Source organism: Sporanaerobium hydrogeniformans, assembly GCF_002735925.1.
In the GTDB taxonomy this organism is placed as follows: domain Bacteria; phylum Bacillota; class Clostridia; order Lachnospirales; family Cellulosilyticaceae; genus Sporanaerobium; species Sporanaerobium hydrogeniformans.
Genome location: NZ_PEDL01000007.1, coordinates 1 through 22460, shown reverse-complemented (window position 1 = coordinate 22460; position 22460 = coordinate 1). Strand labels below are relative to the sequence as shown.

General features: G+C 34.7%; 19 protein-coding genes, 2 tRNA genes and 1 other annotated feature. Of the genes, 16 read left to right on the top strand and 5 right to left on the bottom strand.

The genetic code is table 11. The annotated features are described in order from the left end of the window. Nucleotides 1-92: 92 nt before the first annotated feature. On the bottom strand, nucleotides 93-2708 hold the full coding sequence (gene adhE, locus CS063_RS08370; protein WP_099449252.1) for a bifunctional acetaldehyde-CoA/alcohol dehydrogenase: 2616 nt from the start codon (nucleotides 2706-2708) through the stop codon (nucleotides 93-95). Between the two features lie 645 nt (nucleotides 2709-3353). Between adhE and licT the strand changes: the two genes are divergently transcribed. The 5 genes from licT (at nucleotide 3354) to CS063_RS08345 (ending at nucleotide 11071) form a co-directional block, all read left to right on the top strand. Continuing rightward, nucleotides 3354-4187, top strand: a complete 834-nt coding sequence (gene licT, locus CS063_RS08365) for a BglG family transcription antiterminator LicT (RefSeq protein WP_099449251.1) — start codon at nucleotides 3354-3356, stop codon at nucleotides 4185-4187. Nucleotides 4188-4320: 133 nt separating this feature from the next. Further along, complete coding sequence (locus CS063_RS08360; protein ID WP_099449250.1) at nucleotides 4321-6189, top strand: beta-glucoside-specific PTS transporter subunit IIABC; 1869 nt, start codon at nucleotides 4321-4323, stop codon at nucleotides 6187-6189. An 81-nt stretch (nucleotides 6190-6270) separates the two neighbouring features. Continuing rightward, nucleotides 6271-7695 carry a 6-phospho-beta-glucosidase gene (locus CS063_RS08355; protein WP_099449249.1) on the top strand — a complete coding sequence of 475 codons (1425 nt, stop codon included), beginning with the start codon at nucleotides 6271-6273 and terminating at the stop codon, nucleotides 7693-7695. A gap of 213 nt (nucleotides 7696-7908) precedes the next feature. Continuing rightward, nucleotides 7909-8123: a binding site (T-box leader), on the top strand. A 96-nt stretch (nucleotides 8124-8219) separates the two neighbouring features. Then, nucleotides 8220-9506, top strand: a complete 1287-nt coding sequence (gene serS, locus CS063_RS08350; protein WP_099449248.1) for a serine--tRNA ligase — start codon at nucleotides 8220-8222, stop codon at nucleotides 9504-9506. Between the two features lie 173 nt (nucleotides 9507-9679). Next, nucleotides 9680-11071, top strand: coding sequence for an MATE family efflux transporter (locus CS063_RS08345; RefSeq protein WP_308415467.1), 1392 nt, complete (start codon nucleotides 9680-9682; stop codon nucleotides 11069-11071). Between the two features lie 71 nt (nucleotides 11072-11142). Here the strand turns inward: CS063_RS08345 and CS063_RS08340 are convergent, their stop codons facing one another. Beyond that, the gene (locus CS063_RS08340; RefSeq protein WP_099449246.1) at nucleotides 11143-11859 is read right to left on the bottom strand and encodes a M15 family metallopeptidase; all 717 of its coding nucleotides are present in this window, start codon (nucleotides 11857-11859) and stop codon (nucleotides 11143-11145) included. A 167-nt stretch (nucleotides 11860-12026) separates the two neighbouring features. Between CS063_RS08340 and CS063_RS08335 the strand changes: the two genes are divergently transcribed. Further along, nucleotides 12027-12404 (top strand): TM2 domain-containing protein, encoded by a 378-nt coding sequence (locus CS063_RS08335; protein WP_099449245.1) that lies wholly within the window; start codon nucleotides 12027-12029, stop codon nucleotides 12402-12404. Next, complete coding sequence (locus tag CS063_RS08330; RefSeq protein WP_099449244.1) at nucleotides 12404-12760, top strand: DUF2752 domain-containing protein; 357 nt, start codon at nucleotides 12404-12406, stop codon at nucleotides 12758-12760. The genes CS063_RS08335 and CS063_RS08330 overlap by 1 nt, the downstream gene beginning before the upstream one ends. Before the next feature lie 55 nt (nucleotides 12761-12815). Here the strand turns inward: CS063_RS08330 and CS063_RS08325 are convergent, their stop codons facing one another. Then, complete coding sequence (locus tag CS063_RS08325) at nucleotides 12816-14207, bottom strand: D-alanyl-D-alanine carboxypeptidase family protein (RefSeq protein WP_099449243.1); 1392 nt, start codon at nucleotides 14205-14207, stop codon at nucleotides 12816-12818. 255 nt (nucleotides 14208-14462) lie between these two features. On the opposite strand from CS063_RS08325, the gene CS063_RS08320 reads away from it, so the two are divergent. Continuing rightward, nucleotides 14463-15101 (top strand): TetR/AcrR family transcriptional regulator, encoded by a 639-nt coding sequence (locus CS063_RS08320; protein WP_099449242.1) that lies wholly within the window; start codon nucleotides 14463-14465, stop codon nucleotides 15099-15101. Nucleotides 15102-15151: 50 nt separating this feature from the next. Here the strand turns inward: CS063_RS08320 and CS063_RS08315 are convergent. Beyond that, nucleotides 15152-15225, bottom strand: a tRNA-Arg gene (locus CS063_RS08315). A 269-nt stretch (nucleotides 15226-15494) separates the two neighbouring features. Here CS063_RS08315 and CS063_RS08310 point away from each other — a divergent pair. The 6 genes from CS063_RS08310 to CS063_RS08285 all read left to right on the top strand — a co-directional run bounded on the left by CS063_RS08310 (nucleotide 15495) and on the right by CS063_RS08285 (nucleotide 20594). Further along, a complete protein-coding gene (locus tag CS063_RS08310) occupies nucleotides 15495-15797 on the top strand; it encodes a hypothetical protein (protein WP_099449241.1) in 303 nt (100 codons plus the stop codon). A gap of 31 nt (nucleotides 15798-15828) precedes the next feature. Further along, entirely contained in the window at nucleotides 15829-16788 is a 960-nt protein-coding gene (locus tag CS063_RS08305; RefSeq protein WP_099449240.1) for a polysaccharide deacetylase family protein, read from the top strand. Nucleotides 16789-16936: 148 nt separating this feature from the next. Further along, nucleotides 16937-17665 carry a glycerophosphodiester phosphodiesterase gene (locus CS063_RS08300; RefSeq protein ID WP_099449239.1) on the top strand — a complete coding sequence of 243 codons (729 nt, stop codon included), beginning with the start codon at nucleotides 16937-16939 and terminating at the stop codon, nucleotides 17663-17665. Nucleotides 17666-17933: 268 nt separating this feature from the next. Further along, nucleotides 17934-18809: a DUF3881 family protein gene (locus tag CS063_RS08295; RefSeq protein ID WP_099449238.1), complete on the top strand. Its 876-nt coding sequence runs from the start codon at nucleotides 17934-17936 to the stop codon at nucleotides 18807-18809. A gap of 48 nt (nucleotides 18810-18857) precedes the next feature. After that, a tRNA-Arg gene (locus CS063_RS08290) sits at nucleotides 18858-18931 on the top strand. A gap of 202 nt (nucleotides 18932-19133) precedes the next feature. Continuing rightward, a complete protein-coding gene (locus CS063_RS08285; protein ID WP_099449237.1) occupies nucleotides 19134-20594 on the top strand; it encodes a leucyl aminopeptidase in 1461 nt (486 codons plus the stop codon). Here the strand turns inward: CS063_RS08285 and CS063_RS08280 are convergent. Next, on the bottom strand, nucleotides 20591-21010 hold the full coding sequence (locus tag CS063_RS08280) for a DUF3783 domain-containing protein (RefSeq protein ID WP_099449236.1): 420 nt from the start codon (nucleotides 21008-21010) through the stop codon (nucleotides 20591-20593). The two genes, CS063_RS08285 and CS063_RS08280, sit on opposite strands and share 4 nt — an antisense overlap. A 160-nt stretch (nucleotides 21011-21170) precedes the next feature. Here CS063_RS08280 and rlmH point away from each other — a divergent pair, with 160 nt between their 5' ends. Together rlmH and CS063_RS08270 are read left to right on the top strand one after the other, a co-directional pair. Next, on the top strand, nucleotides 21171-21650 hold the full coding sequence (gene rlmH, locus CS063_RS08275) for a 23S rRNA (pseudouridine(1915)-N(3))-methyltransferase RlmH (RefSeq protein WP_099449235.1): 480 nt from the start codon (nucleotides 21171-21173) through the stop codon (nucleotides 21648-21650). Between the two features lie 239 nt (nucleotides 21651-21889). Further along, a complete protein-coding gene (locus tag CS063_RS08270; RefSeq protein WP_099449234.1) occupies nucleotides 21890-22075 on the top strand; it encodes a hypothetical protein in 186 nt (61 codons plus the stop codon). The last annotated feature ends 385 nt before the right edge of the window (nucleotides 22076-22460 follow it).

Here is a 22460-nt window from a genome sequence, read left to right as displayed (position 1 = left end):
TAATAGAATAGCGCATGATTAAGAGTAGGAAAACTCATTAATCATGCGCTTTATATAGTTAATTGAGGGGCATAAATGTCATGTTTTAAAGCTTATTTTCCGTAGTAAGCTTTTTTGTAAAGATCTTCGAGTTCAGCTACTTTTGGAAGTCTTGGGTTAGCTGTTGTACATTGATCTTCAAAAGCTTTGTAAGCAAGGTCGTTTACTTTTGAAAGGAATGTTTTTTCGTCAATACCCATTTCTTTGATAGTAAATGGAATGTTAAGTTCTTTCATTAAGTCTTTAACAGCTTTTACAAGAGATGCTACACCTTCTTCAGGAGTAGAAGCTGGAAGACCTAACATTTTAGAGATTTCTTGATAACGCTCAGGTGCAATAAACTTGCCATATTTAGGGAATGCCATGAATTTAGAAGGATTAGCTTCTCCATTGTAAGCAATAACATGTGGTAATAAGATGGCATTTGCACGACCGTGGGCAATGTGGAATTCACCACCAAGTTTGTGAGCAAGTGAGTGGTTAATACCTAAGAAAGCATTTGTGAATGCCATACCTGCGATACAAGATGCATTGTGCATTTTTTCACGTGCTTCAGGGTCTTTTGCACCATTTTTATAAGAACGTGGTAAATATTTAAATACAAGTTCAATAGCTTTCATTGCAAGCGCATCTGTGTAGTCAGAAGCAAGTACAGATACATAAGCTTCAATAGCATGTGTTAATACATCAAGACCCGTATCAGCAGTTGGACCAGCTGGTACAGACATAACGAATTCTGGGTCAATAATAGCTACATCTGGTGTTAATTCGTAGTCAGCAAGTGGGTATTTCATGTTTTTAGATTTATCAGAAATTACAGCGAAAGAAGTTACTTCTGAACCTGTACCTGATGTTGTTGGAATAGCAACCATTTTTGCTTTTTTACCAAGTTTAGGGAATTTGTAAACACGTTTTCTAATATCCATGAATTTTTGAGCCATACCTACGAAGTCAGCTTCTGGGTTTTCATAGAATAACCACATGGCTTTAGCAGCATCCATTGCAGAACCACCACCAAGAGCGATGATAACGTCTGGTTTGAAGGAATTCATAGCAGCAGTCCCTTTTCTAACTGTTACAAGGTCTGGATCGGGTTCAACCTCACTAAAGATTTCAATAGCTACTTTATTTAAATTTTTATTGAGTTGATAGGTTACACGGTCAACATAGCCAAGTTTTACCATCATAGGGTCAGCGATAATCATTGCACGAGAGATTTCTGGCATTTTAGCTAAGTATTGAACAGAGCCTGCTTCAAAATAGATTTTTTCTGGAATTTTAAACCACTGCATATTCACGCGTCTTTTAGCCACCCTTTTCGTATTAATTAAGTTTGATGCTGTAACGTTTGAAGAAGTTGAGTTACGTCCATAAGAACCGCAGCCAAGTGTCAGTGAAGGCATAAGTGAGTTATAAACGTCACCAATACCACCAAATGCTGATGGAGAGTTAACAATGATACGGCAAGCTTTCAGTCTTTTACCATATTCATCAATAAGGTCATTATCTGTTGTATGGATAACTGCTGTATGACCAAGACCACCTAATTCAACCATTGTTTCAGCCTTTTGAATACCATCTTCTACGTCTTTCGCTTTTACAACGGCAAGAACAGGAGATAGTTTTTCTCTTGAAAGTGGGTAAGCTTCACCTACACCATCAATTTCACAACAGATTACTTTCGTTTCTTTTGGAATAGTGATACCTGCAAGAGCAGCGATTTCATGAGGGTATTTACCTACAATTGCTGGACCAGCCATTTGACGAATAGGATCAATAACAACTGGTTCAAGTTTTTTTATTTCTTCTTTTGTTGCAAAATAGCAACCTTGTTTTTTCATGAAGGCAACTGCTTGGTCATAAATAGGTGCTTCAATGATAGCTGCTTGTTCAGAGGCACAGATCATACCATTATCAAAAGATTTAGAAAGGATAAGGTCTGTAAGTGATTGCTCAAGATTAGCAGTTTTTTCAATGAAAGCAGGTACGTTACCAGGACCTACACCAAGAGCTGGTTTACCAGTAGAGTAAGCTGCTGTAACCATGGCAGAACCACCTGTTGCAAGTACCATTGCTACATCTTTGTGATTCATAAGAGCATTTGTTGCATCGATTGAAGGATGGTCAATCCATTGAATACAGTTTTCAGGAGCACCTGCTTTAATCGCTGCATCTCTTACGATAATAGCTGCTTCACGAGAACAGTTTTGAGCTGCTGGGTGGAAACCAAAAATAATAGGATTACGTGTTTTAATAGCAATAATTGCTTTGAACATTGTTGTAGAAGTAGGGTTAGTAGTTGGTGTAACACCCGCTACAATACCAACTGGTTCAGCGATTTCAATGTAACCTTCATCTTCGTTATCTTCAATGATACCTACAGTTTTTTCATGTTTGATACTGTGGTAGATATATTCAGTTGCAAAAATATTTTTAGTTACTTTATCTTCAAAGATTCCACGACCTGTTTCTTCAACAGCCATTTTAGCAAGTTTCATTTGATTAGAAAGACCAGCAAGAGCCATTGCTTTTGTAATTTCATCGATTTGTTCTTGATTATAGCTCATAAATGCATCTAAAGCGACAGAAGCTTTTTTTACAAGCTCATCAACCATTACTACTGCATCTACTTCAGGTTCTACTGCTTTAGCTTTTTTGTTTTCAGACATTTTAATACCCTCCTTAAAATAATCACTTTAATATAAGAGAAAAATAAAAATTTTGTATTTTCAAGTAAAATCTTGAAGAATGTTATTTTTTTAACAATAAAGGTTAAGTTACAACATGTCTGTTAAAAGAATGTCGCTTGCCTTTATGGGTTGATACTAACATACCTCAAAAAAGTTGTCAACAATTTAACAAGATGAAACTTATAGAAGGATAGAGTAGTCTCTAAAATAAAATGAAAATATAAGAAAAAAGCAAGATGTTTTAGTTTAATTTATGGCTTAGATAAAAAAAACAAAATATTAAATTATATATTTTGCATATAAATACTCTATTTATAAGTTGAGTTTAGAGCATAAAATAGAAAATAGTTTTACTAGGAAAAGATAAACAACTAGTAGGTAGAGAGAAACTTGTATAAGAGGAAGTAGTGTGAAAAATAATGTAAATTATATACAAAAATGGATGAAGATGTTGACTTTTTTAGGGACATGCTGTACCATATAGGTAGAAATAAATAGTGGGATTGTGACTGGTAATGCAGGCTATACCCTTTTAGAGTGAATAAGTTATATTACTGTAATTCACTAAGAGAGGTGGTGTAGCCTTTTTTGATGATATAACACTGCAAGAGAGGACAGGACGCCATGAAAGTTGTTAAAGTAATTAACAATAATCTCATAAAGTCTTTTGATGATAAAAACAATGAAGTATTGGCGATGGGATGTGGTATTGGTTTTAAAAAGAAGCCAGGAGATGAAATAGAGGAGCGGTTGATAGATAAGGTATACACCTGTAATGATCAGACAACCTCTAATCAACTTATTAAACTTTTAGAAAAGATACCGCTTGAACATATTCAAGCTACAAATGAAATTATCAGCTTTGCCAAAGCGTCTTTAGGCAAAAAGCTGAATCCTAATATCTATATTTCTTTGGTAGATCATATTAATTTTGCCTTAGAACGTTACAAAAAGGGTGTCATTCTTAAAAATGCACTACTCTGGGAAATTAAAAAGCTTTATAATCACGAGTTTTTGGTAGGAAAAGAAGCGCTTCATATTATCTCACGCAGGTTAGGTGTGAATTTACCAGAAGATGAAGCAGGCTTTATTGCACTTCACTTGGTCAATGCACTTATGGATGACTTATCTATGGAAAAGACTACAGATATGACAAAGATGATTCAAAAAATATTAAGTATTATTAAATACCATTTTAATCTAGAGCTTGATGAATATTCTATTCACTATGAACGTTTTATCACACATCTTAAATTTTTTGCTCAGCGTATTTTTACAGGTATCAAAATAGAGGATCAAGATACTCAATTTATTGAGGTTTTAAGGCTTAAGTATAAGAAAGAATATGAATGTACTCTAAAGATAAGAGACTATATTAAACAAGAATTTGATTGGGATCTTACTGAGGATGAAATGATTTATTTAACTATCCACATTAATCGTATTACAACTATATAAACGAATAATAAAATGAAGTAGGGTTGTTACTTTAAGTAGGCTATACCTAAATAAAAATGAATTAGTTTTGGCTAATTGATTCTTATTTAGGTATTTTTTTATTCTATTTTAAAAACAAAAGGAGGATTAAGCTATGAATTACAAAATTTTAGCAGAAGAAATTCTTCATCTTGTAGGTGGAGAAGGCAACATTGTGTCACTTGTACATTGTGCCACAAGATTACGTTTTACCTTAAAAGATGAAAAGAAGGCAGATACAGCAAAGCTTAAACAAACGAAAGGTGTTATGGGCGTTGTAAGTAATGGCGGCCAATACCAAGTTATTATTGGGAGCAATGTATCTCATGTTTTTAAAGAAATAATGGGTATGACAAAATTAGAAAGTAGTGATGGTGGACAAGAAAAAGATAATCGTAAGGTGTTTGATAAGGTAATTGATACAATTTCAGGTATCTTCACACCCGTTTTGCCAGCCATTACAGCAGCTGGTATGCTAAAAGCAGTACTTGCCATCCTTATTACAACGGGACTGCTTACGAATGACTCACAAACTTATCAAGTATTAAACTTTATGGCAGATGCAGGCTTCTATTTCTTACCAATCTTACTTGCAAACTCTGCAGCTAAGAAGTTTAAATGTAATCCCTATTTAGCGATGATGATGGGAGGAGTGCTCCTTCATCCAACATTTACAAGTATGATTAGTGCTGCTAAAGAAGCAGGGACAGGTATTGCGGTATTTGGGATGAATATTCCATTAGCGAGTTATGGATCAAGTGTAATTCCTATTATCTTATCAGTATGGCTTATGTCTTATGTAGAACCATTTGCTGATAAAGTATCCCCAAATGCAGTGAAATTCTTCTTAAAACCATTAATTACAGCAATGGTAGTAGGGATTGCAACATTAGTTATTGTTGGACCTCTTGGTTATATTATTAGTGATAAAGTGGCATTTGTTATTCGTACCATTGAAACACATGTAAGTTGGTTAGTACCAACCATTCTTGGTGCATTATCACCGCTTTTAGTTATGACAGGAACACACTATGGGATTATCCCAATTGGGATTAATAATATTATGACAGTAGGTTATGATACATTAGTAGGACCAGGAATGCTCGTTTCTAATGTGGCTCAAGGCAGCGCAGCAGTTGCTATTTCTTTAAAAACTAAAGACTCAGAATTTAAACAATTAGCAAGTACTTCAGGTATCACAGCTCTATGTGGGATTACAGAGCCTGCATTGTACGGTGTTAACCTAAAAACCAAAACGGGTCTTTATGCATCTATGATCGGTGGAGCTATCGGTGGTTTATTCTACGGTATTTTTGGTGTAGCGAGATATGCAACAGGTTCTCCAGGATTATTAACATTACCAGTTTATATAGGTGGAGATTCGATGTCTAACTTCTACTATGCATGTATCGGTGCAGCAATTAGTATTGCAGTAGCTTTTATTGCAGCCTTTATCCTTTACAAAGATCAAGTAGAAGAAACAGTAGAAGAGAAAAAAGAAGAAGTGAAAACAGCACCAGTTGCAGAAGGTATGTCAATTGTTTGTGCGCCTCTTACTGGAGAAGCAGTAGCATTAAGTGAAGTAAATGATTTAACATTTGCAGAAGAAATTATGGGACCAGGAATGGCTATTATTCCAACAGAAGGGAAAGTCGTTTCACCAGTGAATGGAACAGTAGCTATGATTTTTGAAACAAAACATGCTATTGCCTTAGTAGATGATCGTGGAACAGAGTTATTAATCCACGTAGGTCTTGATACAGTTAAATTAGGTGGTAAATACTTTACAGCTCATGTTAAAGCAGGAGATAAAGTAAAAGTCGGTTCACCACTTGTAGATTTTGACTTAAAAGGTATCAAAGCTGAGGGCTATGATGTCATTACACCAGTGATTGTAACTAACAGCGGTGAATATAGCAGTGTTTTACCAATCACTGATAAAGCTGTTAAAATGGGTGAAGAAGTTATTAAAGTAGTAAAATAATAAAGTATATAAAAATGGGGGATGATACAAAATAGGGAACTGTTTGGTAGCATCCCCTTTTTAGAAAAAGGAGTAAAAACAATGAGTGGACTTAGAAAAGACTTTTTATGGGGCGGCGCAACAGCTGCAAACCAATGTGAAGGTGGCTATTTATCAGGAGGCAAAGGCCTTGGAACAGTAGATGTCATCCCTCATGGAACATATAGAAAAGCAATTATGAAAGGTGAAATGCACTACAAAGATTTACCAGAAGATGCTTACTTCCCTTCTCATGAAGCCATTGATATGTATGGTAACTATAAAGAAGATATTGCCTTATTTGCAGAAATGGGCTTTAAATGCTATCGTTTCTCTTTTGCATGGTCACGTATCTTCCCAACAGGTAAAGAGTTAGAGCCAAACGAAGAAGGCCTTAAATTCTACGAAGACTTCATTAATGAGTTATTAAAATACAATATTGAGCCAGTGGTTACGATCTGCCACTTTGACCTTCCATTAACACTTGTAGAAGAGTATGGTTCATGGAGAAGCCGTAAAGTAATTGATGCCTATGTAAGATACTGCAAAGCTATTTTTGAAAGATTTAATGGTAAAGTTAAATACTGGATGACATTTAATGAGATTAACATGCTGATGCACTTACCATTTATGGGTGCAGGAATTATGTTCGAAGAAGGAGATAACAAACTTCAAGTACAATACCAAGCAGCTCACAATGAATTAGTGGCTTCTGCGTTAGCAACAAAATTAGCTCACGAAATCAACCCAGAAAATAAAGTAGGCTGTATGCTTGCAGCAGGAGATTACTATCCATACAGCTGTAAACCAGAAGATGTTTTTGCAGCACTTGGAAAAGATAGAGAAAATTACTTCTTCATCGATGTTCAATCAAGAGGAGAATATCCATGCTATGCTAAGAAATTCTTAGAAAAAAACAATATTCAGCTTGAGATGGGTGAAGAGGATGAAAAGGTTTTAAAAGAAAACACAGTAGACTTCATTGCCTTTAGCTATTACTCATCAAGAGTCGTAAGTGCAGACCCAACAGTAGGTGAACCAAAACAAGGAAATGCCTTTGCTGGTATCAAAAATCCACACTTACCTGAAAGTGAATGGGGCTGGCAAATTGACCCACTAGGTCTTAGAATTACAATGAATACCTTATATGATCGTTATCAAAAGCCACTTTTCATCGTAGAAAATGGTTTGGGTGCAGTAGATACTTTAAAAGAAGATGGCACTATAGAAGATGATTACAGAATTGCTTATTTAGAAGCACATATTAAAGCTATGATTGAAGCGGTAGAAGAAGATGGTGTAGATTTATTAGGATATACCCCTTGGGGATGTATTGACCTTGTAAGTGCATCAACTGGCGAAATGAAAAAACGCTATGGCTTTATCTACGTAGACAAAGATAATGCTGGTAATGGTACATTGAAAAGATACAAAAAGAAATCTTTTAATTGGTATAAAAATATAATAGCAAATAATGGATTAAAATAGGCTCAATGAGTTTAGAAATATATTAACAAAACGCATAAAAAAGCCTAGGTTTCAGGGGGAGAAACCTAGGTTGAGGGGGGATTTAGCGATGTACCTCACACTTGGTACAAGCATATTATCACCAATAATTGAACATTATATACATTATTAAAATAATAATTCTAATTCCTTGCTTTTTGTGAAGGGGTATTTTATAATAGAAGCAAATGATATAAATTTACGATGATGATAAAAGAAAAGTCTTAATAATGTTTTTTAGAGAGCTAGTGGATGGTGAGAACTAGTAAATATGTTAAGATGGTCCGCTTTTGGAGTCGCTGGTGATGAATCAGGAGGGGACTGCCCTATATAGCAGTATGCAAGGTTAGTCTGATTTTTTAGGGCTAACAAATAAAGGTGGCACCGCGGGACTTATACTCGCCCTTTTATTCATAACTTTATGGATAAAAGGGCGTTTTTTAATGCTTAAAAGCTTATAGGGTGTATTTAACTTTAATAAACTATTTTATGATGAGGTGAAGAGTATGTTAGATATTAAATTATTACGTGATGATTTAGAAGGTGTTAAGACGAGGCTTGCTACAAGAAGTGGAAAATATAGCTTAGATGAATTCACAACACTTGATGTAAAAAGGCGTGAACTGCTACAAGAAGTAGAAGCTCATAAAAGTAAGCAAAATGCTGTATCTAAGCAAATACCTGCACTGAAAAAAGCAGGAGAAGATGTAACAGCTATCTTTGCTGAGATGAAAAAACTTTCAGAGGAAGTTAAAGTATTAGATGCACAAATCAAAGAAATAGATGAAAAGATTTCTCTTATTGTCATGAATCTTCCTAATTTACCTAACCCAATCGTGCCAGTAGGAGCAGATGATAGTGAGAACCTTGAGCTTCGCAAGGTAGGAGCGCCTAGAGAATTTGACTTTGAAATAAAAGCTCATTGGGATTTAGGAGAAAGCTTAGATGTATTAGACTTTGAAAAAGCAGGTAAAGTAACAGGTTCTCGTTTTGTATTCTACAAAGGCTTAGGTGCAAGGCTAGAACGTGCGATTATGAACTTCATGCTAGATATGCATGTAGATAAACATGGCTATACAGAAGTGTTTCCTCCTTTAATGGTTAATCGTGCAAGTATGACAGGAACAGGTCAGCTTCCTAAGTTTGAAGAAGATGCTTTCAAAGTAGTAGGAACAGATTATTTCTTAATTCCAACCGCAGAAGTACCTGTTACCAATATGTATCGTGACCAAATATTAGAGGGCAAAGATCTTACTATTAAGCACTGTGCTTATACACCTTGTTTCCGTGCAGAAGCTGGTTCAGCAGGACGTGATACAAGAGGTATTATCCGTCAACATCAATTTAATAAGGTAGAGATGGTTAAATTTGCAAGGCCAGAAGAATCTTATGAAGAGCTTGAGAAATTAACAAGTGATGCAGAAGATATCTTAAAGGCAATAGGGCTTCCTTACCGTGTAGTACGCCTGTGTACAGGAGATTTAGGCTTTAGTTCAGCTATGACCTATGATATCGAAGTATGGATGCCAAGTTATGGACGTTATGTAGAAATTTCAAGTTGTTCTAACTTTGAAGATTTCCAAGCAAGACGTGCAAATATTAAGTTTAAAGATAGTAAAGAAGATAAAGCACGTTTTGTACACACCTTAAACGGAAGTGGTCTTGCAGTAGGACGTACAACAGCAGCTGTTCTTGAAAACTTCCAACAAGCAGATGGGACAATTGTTATTCCAGAAGTGCTTCGCCCTTATATGGGAGGAGTAGAAAAGATCGAATTACCTCAGTCAAAATAAGAAAGCAGTAAATATTAAAAAGTAGAGATTTGTAACCCTAAACGGTAGGGACAAAGCTCTACTTTTTTGTTTTAAAATGTTAATAGTACAATAAAGGATAAGAAATTTAAAGAAAAGGAAATCAATGTGAATAAAGAGGAAAAGTCTAGAATAGGTAAGAAGGATATGATAGAATGAAAAATAGATTTTCAAAATCAACAAAAAGGGGGATTTTAAAAATGCTAACACGTGACAAAACCTTTTATAAATTGATTGTATCTATTGCTGTGCCTATTGCTTTACAAAATCTAATTACTTTTGCAGTAAGTATGGCAGACTCAATTATGGTAGGCAGTTTAGGTGAGCAGGCTCTTTCAGCAGTAACACTTGCTAATCAACTTTTCTTTATATTTATGATTTTATGTTTTGGGATTGGAAGTGGTGCCAATGTACTTATTTCACAGTATTGGGGTAAAGAGGATATAGGAGCTATTCATAAGATTATTGCCATTGTGACTAAGATTAGTATAGTGGCAGCTCTTATTTTTATGGTGATTGCTGTAGTATTTCCTGGGCAATTTATGACTGTTTTTAGTAAAGACCCTGTTATTATTGAGCAAGGAACACAGTATTTGAGGGTTATTTTTATAAGTTATATTTTCTTTGCTATTACGAATATCATTATTAGTGCACTACGTTCAGTACAAACAGTTAGAATTTCTTTGGTAGTCTATGGGGCTTCACTTATTGTAAATGTTTGTCTTAATTACGTTCTTATCTTTGGGAACTTTGGAGCACCTCGATTAGGTGTACAAGGTGCAGCTATTGCAACGACAATTGCTCGTTTAGTAGAATTTATTATTGCTCTATTTTTTATTGTTTTCTTCGAAAAGAAGATTAAATTTAAACCAAAGAGTCTTTTAATGACAGATAAACTTCTTGTAAAAGACTTTTGGAAGGTTGGAGGACCCGTTATTGCAAATGAGCTAGTTTGGGTGTTAGGTTCATCTGTTCTTTCCTTTATTGTGGCTTTAATGGGAACTGAAACAGTTGCAGCTAATAGTATTAATAGTGTAGTATGGCAATTTGTATCTGTGTTCATTATGGGTGTGGGTAATGCAGCAGCTGTTATGATTGGTAATACTATTGGACAGGAAGACTATACTAAAGCTAAGGAATATGGAAACACCTTCATTATTATTGCTATTATTTTAGGGATAATAGGTGGTATAATCATGTATGGAATTCGTCCTTATGTCCTGTTACTGTATAATGTATCTGATCTAACCAAAGGGATTGCTATGCAAATTATGACAGTAGGAGCACTTATTCTAGTTTTCCAATCCCTAGGGTTTATTTTAATGATGGGTATCCTAAGAGGTGGTGGGGATACAAAGTTTGTACTCATAGCAGATGTTCTTTTCTTATGGGGGATTGCTATACCTCTTGGTTATATTGGACTTAAAGTATTTGGTTTTTCGGTACCAGTTGTTTATTTGCTCTTGCGCTCAGAAGAGCTTATAAAAGCTGTTGCGGCTGTTATACGAGTTATGAAAGGTAAGTGGATAAAGAATGTAACACGATAAAAACAAGCATCCTCAGTGTATAATGAGGATGCTTGTTTTTATATTTAAATAGTTTAGAAATAGTTAATTATTTAAAGCTTTTGGGCAGCAAGGAGAATTAAACGTTTAACATTTTGAATAGGATAGTTTTTTTGATTGAGCCAAGCATCTGGATAACTAATGATTTGTTTTTGGACGAGTCTTTGAACACCTTCTTGATAAGTGGTAATGGTAGGATCAATATATTTCCCCATATTAAAAAGGAGCATTTCAACATAGATAGGGTTGGATTGAGTAAGGTTTTTCCAAGCAGAAGGCGTTGATATAATTCCTTTAGTTACGAGACGATCAACGGCTATCTCATAGTCTCCCTCATTACAAGCACAGGTAGGTGGCCTTTTTCCAGTACGAAGATCTTCTATAGAAAGACCAAAGGTGTATTGGAAATGAGGATAATCCTTAAAGCCTTGCCAACTCCCACCCCATTCGAGACCAAGCTTTTGGCCTATGGCTCCAACCTTAGCTAAAATAGCTGGGTCATAAGGTGCCGTTTTAGAATTATTAACAACATCAAAAGCTAAGCGCCATTGGTGATAAGAACTCATGTTTTTGCCTGGAGAATTGGTTACAATATTACCAGCTCGAGTACGACCTTGAGCATAGAGATAGTCTTGGCGTTCCATAGTACGATAAGTTTCTGTAATTAAAATATCAAGTCCAGCTTTTTTACATGCTTCAAGAAGCTGGAGAGCGAGTTCTTTCACTTTAGGATGTAATGCATTAAGATCCTTACAAAGTTCTATTCCCATAAAAAGTCCTCCCTTATTTATAGCAGTTACATACTCTTTATAATATATGTTACAAGCTACTAAGAGTGTGCGTTTTATTAAAGATTTGTGCTTGAAGTAAGTTGTGTGAGTATGATACTATGAAAAGAAGGGAAATATGCAAAGAATGAGTAAATGGAGGGGTATATATGTTTTGTGGTAAATGTGGTGCTGAACTAAATGAAGAAGCTAAGTTTTGTTCGAATTGTGGAGCACCTATAATGGTGGAGAATAGACAAGAACCTATGCCTAATTATTATCCTAATAATGACCATGTAACATCCAATCAAAAATCTAAATTAGTAGCAGGTTTACTTCAGATCTTTTTAGGGTGTTTTGGTGTAGGGAGATTTTATTTAGGTTATACGGCAATAGGTGTTGCACAACTTTTAGTAGTATGGTTAGGGATACCTTTTACCTGTGGGCTAGCTACAATAGGGGGGATTATTTGGACGATTGTAGATGGTATACTTATCCTTTGTGATCAAGTGCCGAATGATGCTAATGGTGTACCATTAAAGGAATAATGAAAACAAAGTGGCAAATTTTTAAAATGGGATTTATTAGTTTAAATAGTATAGCAATGCTAGCAATGATGTATGGAGTAAGCAGGTATTCTCATTTTAGAACAAGTTGTATTTTAGATGCATTAGGACAGCCTTGTTGGGGATGCAATAGCCTAGCAGCCTTAAAGGTTTTGGTAAGGGGGAAGTGGCTAAAAGCCTTTGAGCTTAATCCACTTATCTTTATTTGGGTACTTCTATTAGGAAGCTTAGGGGTAAATGAATTATATCACCGTAGTAAAGATTATATTACTCAGAGAAGTAGCCTAAGCTGGTTAGATAAATTGATAAAAACAATGTTTAAAGGTATAAAAGACTAAAGGAGTGTATCTAATGAGGTACACTCCTTTAGTCTTTTATATTGGAGTTAAACTATTAATAAAAATTAAGGATAGGCAAAGAATAAGGGTACTCATTGTCTACTAATTTAGATTGATCATAGCATTGAACGAGTGTAGAAATTTTAGTGGCGATGGCAATGGCCTCTTCATACGTTAAATAGTCATCTGGACTAGAAGACATTTCAGGTTTCCCCATAGACTGAGTATCTGTAAGGGTATAAAGAAAAACTTCTTGGCTAGGTGTAGGCGCTGAAGACAAGCAGGATTTCTTTTGCGTAAAAATCTCACGTGGTGGAAGAGCAAGTGTGTTAAAAAGATGGAGCAAGGTAGCTTCTAACTGCTGACGTGTAGCAGGAAGATTTTCTGCATAAATAGAATCCTCCTTATAAGTAATACATTCATCTAGGATAAGACGATAAGCAGCTGGCAAACTACTTTTTAATAAATGAATAAGCTCACGTTTGGTAATAAAATCAGTATAGTTACGAGTAGTTTGAGTAATCCAGGCTTTAGAAAGTGCAGTTTCAATATAAGGTTTGGCCCAAGGTGAATAGGAATGATTAGCGATGTAAGGTCTAAAATTTTCAGTTTGTACTAGACTAAAATTAGTTTGACCGTATTCAAAAAGTGTATTCATATCTTCAAATTGATAAGGGGCATCTGTATGCATGACCACTCCAATTAAGTCAATATTATCAAAGTGTGCTTTAGCTACAAGAACACGTTTGGCAGCATCGTGAAAACCTGTTTTAACACCTATTACATGATTATTATATAGAGGACTACTCGTGTCTAGTAAAGCAGCTGTATGCTTAAGGGAGATAGTAGTACCAGTATTTTGAACCACAAAATTATAAAGTGGGGTGCCAGCAATTTGAAGTAAAAGTGGATTACTAAAGGCACCTCTTGCAATTTGAGATAAATCATATGGGGTTGTATAATGCATAGGAGAATGATAACCGTGAGGATTTACAAAGTGAGAGGAGGTTGCGCCTAATGCCTTTGCTTTTTGATTCATTTTATCAACAAAGGCTTCCATACTCCCAGCAGCTTTGAGAGACATATCATAACTAATGAAATTGTCTGAGCCTAATAAAATGCCATAAAGTCCATCTAATGCAGTATAGCGATCTCCAACTTGAAGACCAATATGGCTACTGTCAATGGGTGTATTATTAATCGAAGCTATAGTTTTAGTGATAGGAGCTTCTAAATCTAAATCTTCTATTAAAAGAAGTGCTGTAAGTATTTTGGTTGTGCTAGCTGGATAAAAGGTAGAACGACCATTTTTTGAATAAAGGACAGTATTAGTTGTAGGCTCAATCAAAATAGCACCTTCAGAATGAAGGTTTGGAATAGAAGAAGCCAATATAGGAAAACAAAATGTTATCAAACACAAAAAAACAATAGTAAATCTCTTAATCATGTGGTAATCCTTTCATTATATACGAAGCAGTAGAGTAAAAAAATGTAAGTTATTATAGCATTAACATTATAGCAGTTAAGTAAACAATTAGAAACAATTAGAAGTAGAAATTTTTTTCATAAATATCTTTAAGGATGTAAAAAGGTAAAGATATAGTTTTAAAAAAAAATAAATTGTTGAAGATTGAATAATAAATTTTAATTAGACCATACTTTAGAAGAAATAAATATTTGTACTAAAGGAGATGGTTATAACATGTATCAATCATTAGAAAACTTTCCATTAAGAAAGATAAATTATGTTAAAACAAGAACAACTATTTTAAAGACAGTCACCAATTTACTTAAGAATGAAGATTTTTCTGCTATTACAGTAGATGAAATTTGTCAAAAGGCTCAAATTTCAAGGGGAACTTTTTTTAATTACTTCCCTACAAAGGATCATATCTTTCATTACTATCTGAGAATCTTTACGATTAAAGTAGCATTCCGTTTAAAGGAACTTCCACCAGGTTTAAGCTTTGAGGAGAAATTAGGGAAAATTTATAGTTGGTTTAGTGAAGAGAAGCAGTATATAAAGTTCTTTGATGGCTATATTAACTTCCTTTTAAGCATCGGTGAGGAGGCTAATGAAATGAAGCTAATTGATGCCGAATTTGTGTACTTCTTTAATGGTATAAAAGAGCAAGAATATGCTTATTATAATGGTTTAACTTTACAGAAGCTCTTTGAAGATATTTGTGAGAAAGCAAAAGCAAACAAGGAAATTACTCTTCAAAAACCAACTAAAGAACTAGGTGCTTTGTGTGCAGGTGTACTTACAGCTAGCTATGTAAGTAGTTCCGTTAACAAAGGTACCATGTATCTAGATATTTTTAATAAAATATGGAAATAAAATAAAACGGCAACCCATTAAAAGATAAAGGGAGGCCGTTTTATTTTATACGCATGCGGTAGGATTCGAACCCACGACATTCTGATCCGAAGTCAGACGCTCTATCCAGCTGAACTACGCATGCCTATTTTGTTTGCTTGTTTATTGTAACACTTTTTAAAAGAGAGTTCAATACAATTATTAGGAAGAGATAGACGAGGATTTTACATCAATTTAATAAAAAAAGAAACTTTATGAAGTAAAAAAGAGTCTTATAAGAGAGAAGGAAATAAGAGGGTACTATTAAATACCAGTTTTTAATTATAAAAGTCTGTTTAATTTCATTATAAAAGAAGGTATAATTTAGATAAGACTAATTTTTAATGACGGTAGTTACATAAGAAAGGAAGACAGATGAGAAGATATAGCAGCTTAGGAGTACAGCGTAAAAAAAATATTTTGTTAAAGATTTTGGTGGGAATAACTTGCATAGGAGGTATTGTTACTGCCACACAAACTTGTAGACTAATTTACACTTATCAGAAGTTACAAGGTTATAAGACACAGGTAGAGCATGGAATTAATGTAAAATCTGAGTTAGAAGCTCAGCTTGAACAAATTAAGCAAGAGGTGGAAACTACAGAAAAAGATGTAAAGCGTATAAAAGATACTTTGCAGCTTTATGCACCGATTGTGATTCCAGAGTCTATGAAATAATAAAATATAATATACTAAGGTAGGTAATTCTGTGAAATATAAAATTAAAACAACTAAAAGAAAAAAGAGTAGAATAGGCTTGATACTTATTCTCTTAACACTATCCAGCCTTTTGACTTTTTCAGTAGGTTTTGTATCTAAAAAGGTACAGAAAAAAACTGTGGAGCTACAAGAGATAAAGACGGCACTTCAAGTGGCAAAAGAAGAACAACAGGTTTTACAAACACAAATTGAAAACTTTCAAGGAATGCGTGAAGCTTTCAAGAAGGAGATAGATGAACTCAAAAAAGAGTTAGAAGAACTTAAAAATAAAAACCCTGAGATGCCAGAGATTGCAGAGGAACAAGAAAAAAAGGTAGCCTACTTAACTTTTGATGATGGTCCTAGTCCAAATACAACCAAGATCCTTGACTTTCTTAAGGCAAATAATATTAAAGCCACTTTCTTTGTACTAGGTAATAAAAAGCAAACACATATTTATAAACGAATTGTAGATGAGGGGCATACTATTGCTATTCACTCTAATACTCATAAGTATCAAGAAATTTATAAAGATGTAAATAGTTTTATGACAGATATTAATGACCTGAGTAAGCTTATTGAAGAATCTACAGGGGTAAAACCAACAGTTATGCGTTTCCCAGGTGGTTCCAATAATACGATTAGTAAGAAATATGGTGGAGAAGATATCATGGAGCAAGTGATCCCAGCAGTTAAAGCAGCAGGCTTAAGTTATTTTGATTGGAATGTAGATTCACGTGATGCAGCTGTAAGCAAACAAGATAAACAAGTCATTATTGACTCTGTTTTGAATGGAGCGAAATCTGTAGCAAGCAAATCTGAGAATGCCAGTGCAGTTATTTTAATGCATGATGCAGCAGCTAAAACTTCAACAGTAGAAGCACTGCCAGCTATTGTAGAAGGTTTAAAAAAACAAGGCTTTGTTTTTAAGGAGCTTACCCCACAATCAGATGCCATTCGTTTCAAATAAATAAAAATTTCCCTAAAAATCATTGAGTGCAACAGATATAAAGTATATAATAGGAAGTATATAAGGATACTGTATACAATAAGTACAATTTTTCATGTATAATCAGTAGAGTAAAATAGAAATAATAATGTAAAAGGAGTGTGTTTCAATGAAAAGAGCACTTAATATTGCACACAGAGGTTTTAGTGGAAAATACCCAGAGAATACAAACATTGCATTTGCAAAGGCGTTAACAGAAGGTTATTGTGATGGAATTGAAGTAGATGTACACATGACAAAGGATAAGATGCTTGTTCTTATTCATGATGATAAATTAGACCGTACAACAACAGGTACAGGTTATATCAAAGACTATACATTAGAGGAATTATTAGAATTTGATGCAGGAATTAAATATGATTCTAAATTTAAAGGACAAAAAATCTTATGTATTAAATCAGCGTTAGAGCTTGCTAAAAAGTATAATGTTAAGCTTTATGTAGAGCTTAAAGATAATACAGGACATTATGAAGGATTAGAAGAAGAAGTACTTGACCGTGTAAAATTAGTAGGGGCAGAAGACAAAGTGATTATCTCTTCTTATAATGTAGAAACACTTAGAAAAGTAAAGGAAGTAGCCCCTAACATTCAGACAGCTCTTCTTTGTAAAGAAATGCCATGGGATATTCGCTCTTATAGATATGCGGATGCCATCTCTTGTAACTATGAAAAGATTGATGCAGAAGCTGTTGCAACGGTGCACAGTATTGGCAAGACATTAACTGTTTGGACAGTAGATGAAGTAGAAGATATGCATAGAATGAAAGACTTAGGTGTAGATGCAGTTATTACAAATCATCCAGATACCTTTAATGATGTCATTAATGGTTTATGCTAGGAAATAAAGAGGGATTACTACGATCATTTCTTTTATATAAGAGGTAGTGTGTTTGCTGTTTAAACATGCCTAATGAGAAAGAAAGATTGTAATAATCCCTTGTTTTTATTTACACATTTTTTATTAGAGGAGCAGCAGGCATAATGAAGAGGGCGAATAGATATATTTAATTAAGGGTGAAATGCACTTGAAACTTAAACAGCCACTTTGTATAATAGGAATGATACTTATTGAGCATGGATAGTTATGCGAGAGAGGGGGGTGACGTATGGAAGCACCAATTACAGCAATAGGTTTTTCAAAAATTGTAGATGAAGATAAGCTTCAAGAGATGGTAAAAGAAATTTTAGACAAACCCACTATACAATTAGCTAGTAAGACAAAAAGCAAAGAAATATTGGGAGAGTACTATAAGAAATATGGTGAGAACACTTATTTAATGGTTCGTATTGTTGTACGTTCAGAGAAGAAAGATGCAAAGATTGAAGTAGAGCAGTGTGAGCCTTATGTAGAAGCACGCCATTGTATTGAGGTAGAAGAGTTAACTGTAGAATGTATAGATGATGATTATAGTTATTATGCTATTTGTGAAGAAAAAGAAACAGGTATGCCTTTTATTTTTTGGCTGCAAAATGTAATTGATTATACAGAGGCAAATAGTGAAAATAAAAAGTTTAACAAAGTTAAGGTAGTTGGCTTAGCTACAGAAGGGACTATTGTCCTTCCGATAGAGAGAGATGAAGAAGAAGAAAGCATCGAAAAGGAAGAGCGTGAGAAGTTTAAAGTGATGGTTCAAAGGGCTAGAGAAGGTGATGAAGAGGCTAAGGAACTTCTTGAGAAAGAAGAAAAAGAACTGGATGAGCAGCTTAAAGAGCGTATGCTAGAAGAGGATTTCTTATCCATTATGAGTGGTTATTTTGTTCCAACTACTTTGGAAGATGCTATTTATGCTATTTTAGGTGAGATTAAAGAGATTCATATACGTAAAAATATGAAAACAAAGGAAGAGATGTATCTCTTTGTCCTAAACGTCAACGATATGCCTCTTGAGGTTATGATTAATAAAAAAATTCTCATCGGCGAGCCAAGTATAGGTATGCGTTTTATGGGTACGTGTTGGTTACAGGGTACTGTCATTTGCTAATAAATACTTGACGAAAAACAAATAAAAATGTACTATAATAGATGCAGTGTTTCCGTAGCTCAGTAGGATAGAGCGACCGCCTCCTAAGCGGTAGGCCGCTGGTTCGATTCCAGTCGGGAACGTATATAGGACTATTTCTTCACGTAAAAGGGTGAAAGGATAGCCCTATTTTTTTATATCTATTACTAAGAGTAGCAAATTTTCGTTGATGTATTACGAAAATTTTATTAAAACTATCTTTACTTATTTTCATTGAGAGCGTTTATACTAATAGAGTATAGTAAAGAAGTTAAGCTATTTACACTATACAGGAGGAGAGAATAAATGATTACAATCAAAGATGTGACTTTACATGAGGTAGAGGCTTTACTGATTCCTGTTTATGAGGATGAAGTAAGTAATATAAATAAAGTAGAAGTACTTAAAGAACAAAAAGCTTTTTTAGGTAAAGAAGGAGAAGTTTTTTGTGCCACAACAATAGAGGAAAAAGTAAGATATGAAATTTTTATAGGTGTAGGAAAAAAAGAAGATTTCACGTCAGAAGGTTTTAGACGTGCTTTATCAGAAGGAGCTAGAAAGGCAAAGGCTCTTAAAGTAAAAACATTAGGTGTGCAGCTGTTAGTAAATGAAAAGCTTTGTGTAGGTGGCAATGTAAAAGCTATTACAGAAGCTATGAGCCTTGCTCTTTATGACTTTATTAAGTACAAAACAACCGATCAACATCAAGAAGAAATGACTATTTATCTAACAGGTGTGCCAGAAGCAAAAAGGGATAGAGCCCAAATCAAATTACAAGAAACCCTTCATATAGTAGAAGGTGTTATCATTGCTAGAAACTTAGTGAATGAACCTTCTAATATTATCTATCCAGAAAGTCTTGCTAAAGAAGTAGAAAAGCTTGGGGAAGAAGCCGGCTTCGAAGTAGAGGTAATGAAAGAAGAGACAATTAAAGAGTTAGGAATGGAAGCCTTTTTAGCCGTTGGGATGAGCTCTGAGAACAAACCAAGACTCATTGTTATGCGTTATATGGGAGAGCCTGATAGTCAGGAAATATTAGGATTAGTAGGTAAAGGTTTAACTTATGATACAGGTGGCTACTCATTAAAACCTACTGACTCCATGAAAACCATGCATAGTGATATGGGTGGAGCAGGTGCAGTTATAGGTGCCATGAGTGCTATTGCTAAAAATAAAGTAAAAAGAAATATTGTTGCAGTTGTAGCAGCATGTGAAAATACCATTTCAGGAAGTAGTTATAAGCCAGGTGATATTATTGGTTCGATGGCAGGAAAAAGCATTGAGATTTTAAATACAGATGCAGAAGGGCGTCTAACTCTTGCAGATGCAGTAACCTATATTATTGAAAAAGAAAAAGTAACAGAAGTGATTGATGTAGCCACTTTAACAGGTGCAGCCCTTGTTGCACTCGGTACCACAACTACAGCTGTTGTTACGAATAATTCTGCTTTCTATGAGAGGCTTCAAGGTGCAGCAGCAAAAACAGGTGAAACCTTCTGGGAGCTTCCTAATCATAAAGATTATCAAAAGCTCATTAAAAGTGAAGTAGCTGACCTTAAAAACGTAGGGGGAAGAAATGCTGGAACCATTACAGCAGGCCTTTTCATTGGTGAATTTGTAAAGGATTTACCTTGGTTACACCTTGATATTGCTGGAACTTCTTGGGTAGAGACAAATACAGGGTATTTAACAAAAGGAGCCACAGGTGTACCAGTACGCACACTTTACGCAATGGTAGAAGGACCTTGTGGCTGTGGCAAACATTAATGATAAGAAGGTTTTCCTTCTTTAAAGCTTTGACGTTCTGCTACTAGATTGGCTAAAAGCTCATCAAGTGTCCAATGAATAGAGGTTTCAGTGATAGTGGCATAAAGAATGCCAGATAGCCTGAATTTCTTGAGATGATCCATAAAAGCAGAAAGCTTAGTAGCGGGAATTTGATGAAATAAGATAGCACGCTCTTTGATGCCTTCTCCGTCTTCAGGTAAAGGTTTAGTGTCCAATAAATCTTGAATACAAACCTTACTATTTTTAGAAGTAGTAATTACGATATCACGAAGGCCAAGCATTCCAGCAAGATTTTTAGCTGTTTGTAAATCCTTACCTGCTAAATTATAAAATATAAGACAGCTTCTGCCTTCGGTAGAGGCTGTTTCTTGTTTATGAAGAGGTTTAAATGACATAGTTAATCTCCTTTTGAGTGTTATTTACTTTATTGTAAAAGAAGGGATAAAGTTTGTCTAGGAATAAGAAAAGGTCAAAAGATAGGTGAGGGTCAAAATAAAAGCTTAAATTCGTGATACAATAAAAGAAAGATAAAACAAGATGAAAGAGGAACAGGGTATGAAGATTGAAGTAATATGTGTAGGTAAGCTCAAAGAAAAATATCTGGTGCAAGCCATAGATGAATATAGCAAACGTTTAAGTCGTTATTGTAAACTGAACATTATAGAATTAGCTGATGAGAAAACACCTGATAATGCTTCGGTGAAGGAGGAACTTATCATCAAAGAGAGGGAAGGTGAAAAAATTCTTGCCAAGATAAGTGATTCGGCTTATGTGATAGCCCTGGATTTACAGGGAAGGATGCTATCGTCTGAAGAACTAGCACACTTTATGTTAGATTGCGGCATCAAAGGAAATAGCCATCTTATTTTTACTATAGGAGGTTCTCTAGGTTTATCCGATGCAGTTCTAAAACGGGCAAATTACAAGCTATGTTTTTCAAAAATGACATTTCCACACCAATTATTTAGAGTGATGCTCCTAGAACAAATTTATAGAGGCTATCGTATTAACAATGGTGAACCGTATCATAAGTAAGTGATAACTCTTTTTAGAGTTAATAAATGTAGAGAATAAAGATAGTTGGCCGCAAGGATAAATAAGAAGAGTTATAGTAAGGAGGTAGGGACCATACCACATGGTAAAATTATTGGTAACTATAAGGTTTAAAGTGTAGAAGTTTAAGTATTTGAATAATTTAAATAGAATGTTAAAATGAATATAAAGTAACTATTTGTTTAATGAAAAGTATTTATAGGATGATTGGGGGATGGAGTATGAAAAGGGTTATTACGGGATGGGATATTTACAAAATCGTCAGTATTATTGCCACACTTATAGTTTGCGTGCTGTTAGTTGTTGATGTTATATGGGATATTGGAGAACATAGCTTTCCTGGACTGTTAGTTTTATGTTTTCTAAATGTAATTATTAGCTTTGTAGGTCTAAGAAAGAAAAAATAATTAAATAGGATTATCGTCCTTATTGGAATGAGTAAACCTCAATTATTGAGGATTGGTTTCCGATAAAGAGTTAGTTAAATTTCAGTTTTTTTAAGTACTCTTGGGGTCCTAGAAGTCAGGAAAAAGGAGGGATACCTGTGGGGCCGCAAGAAAGAAGGCTTTTCTCCGATTTCTGGGTCCTCGCCTTGGCAAACTCTAGGCTCAGGCCTGTAGACTAACGGTCCTACCTATCGCAAGAAGAACACTTGCGATAACGTCCCTAAAGACAGCCTACAGGCTTTCACCAAGACTTTGCGAAAGTCTGTGGAGGAAACCTGCGAAAAGCCTTCTTTCTTGCTCTGCACTGTATCACGAAAGTTTAAATTTTTCATATTCCTTATTAAAT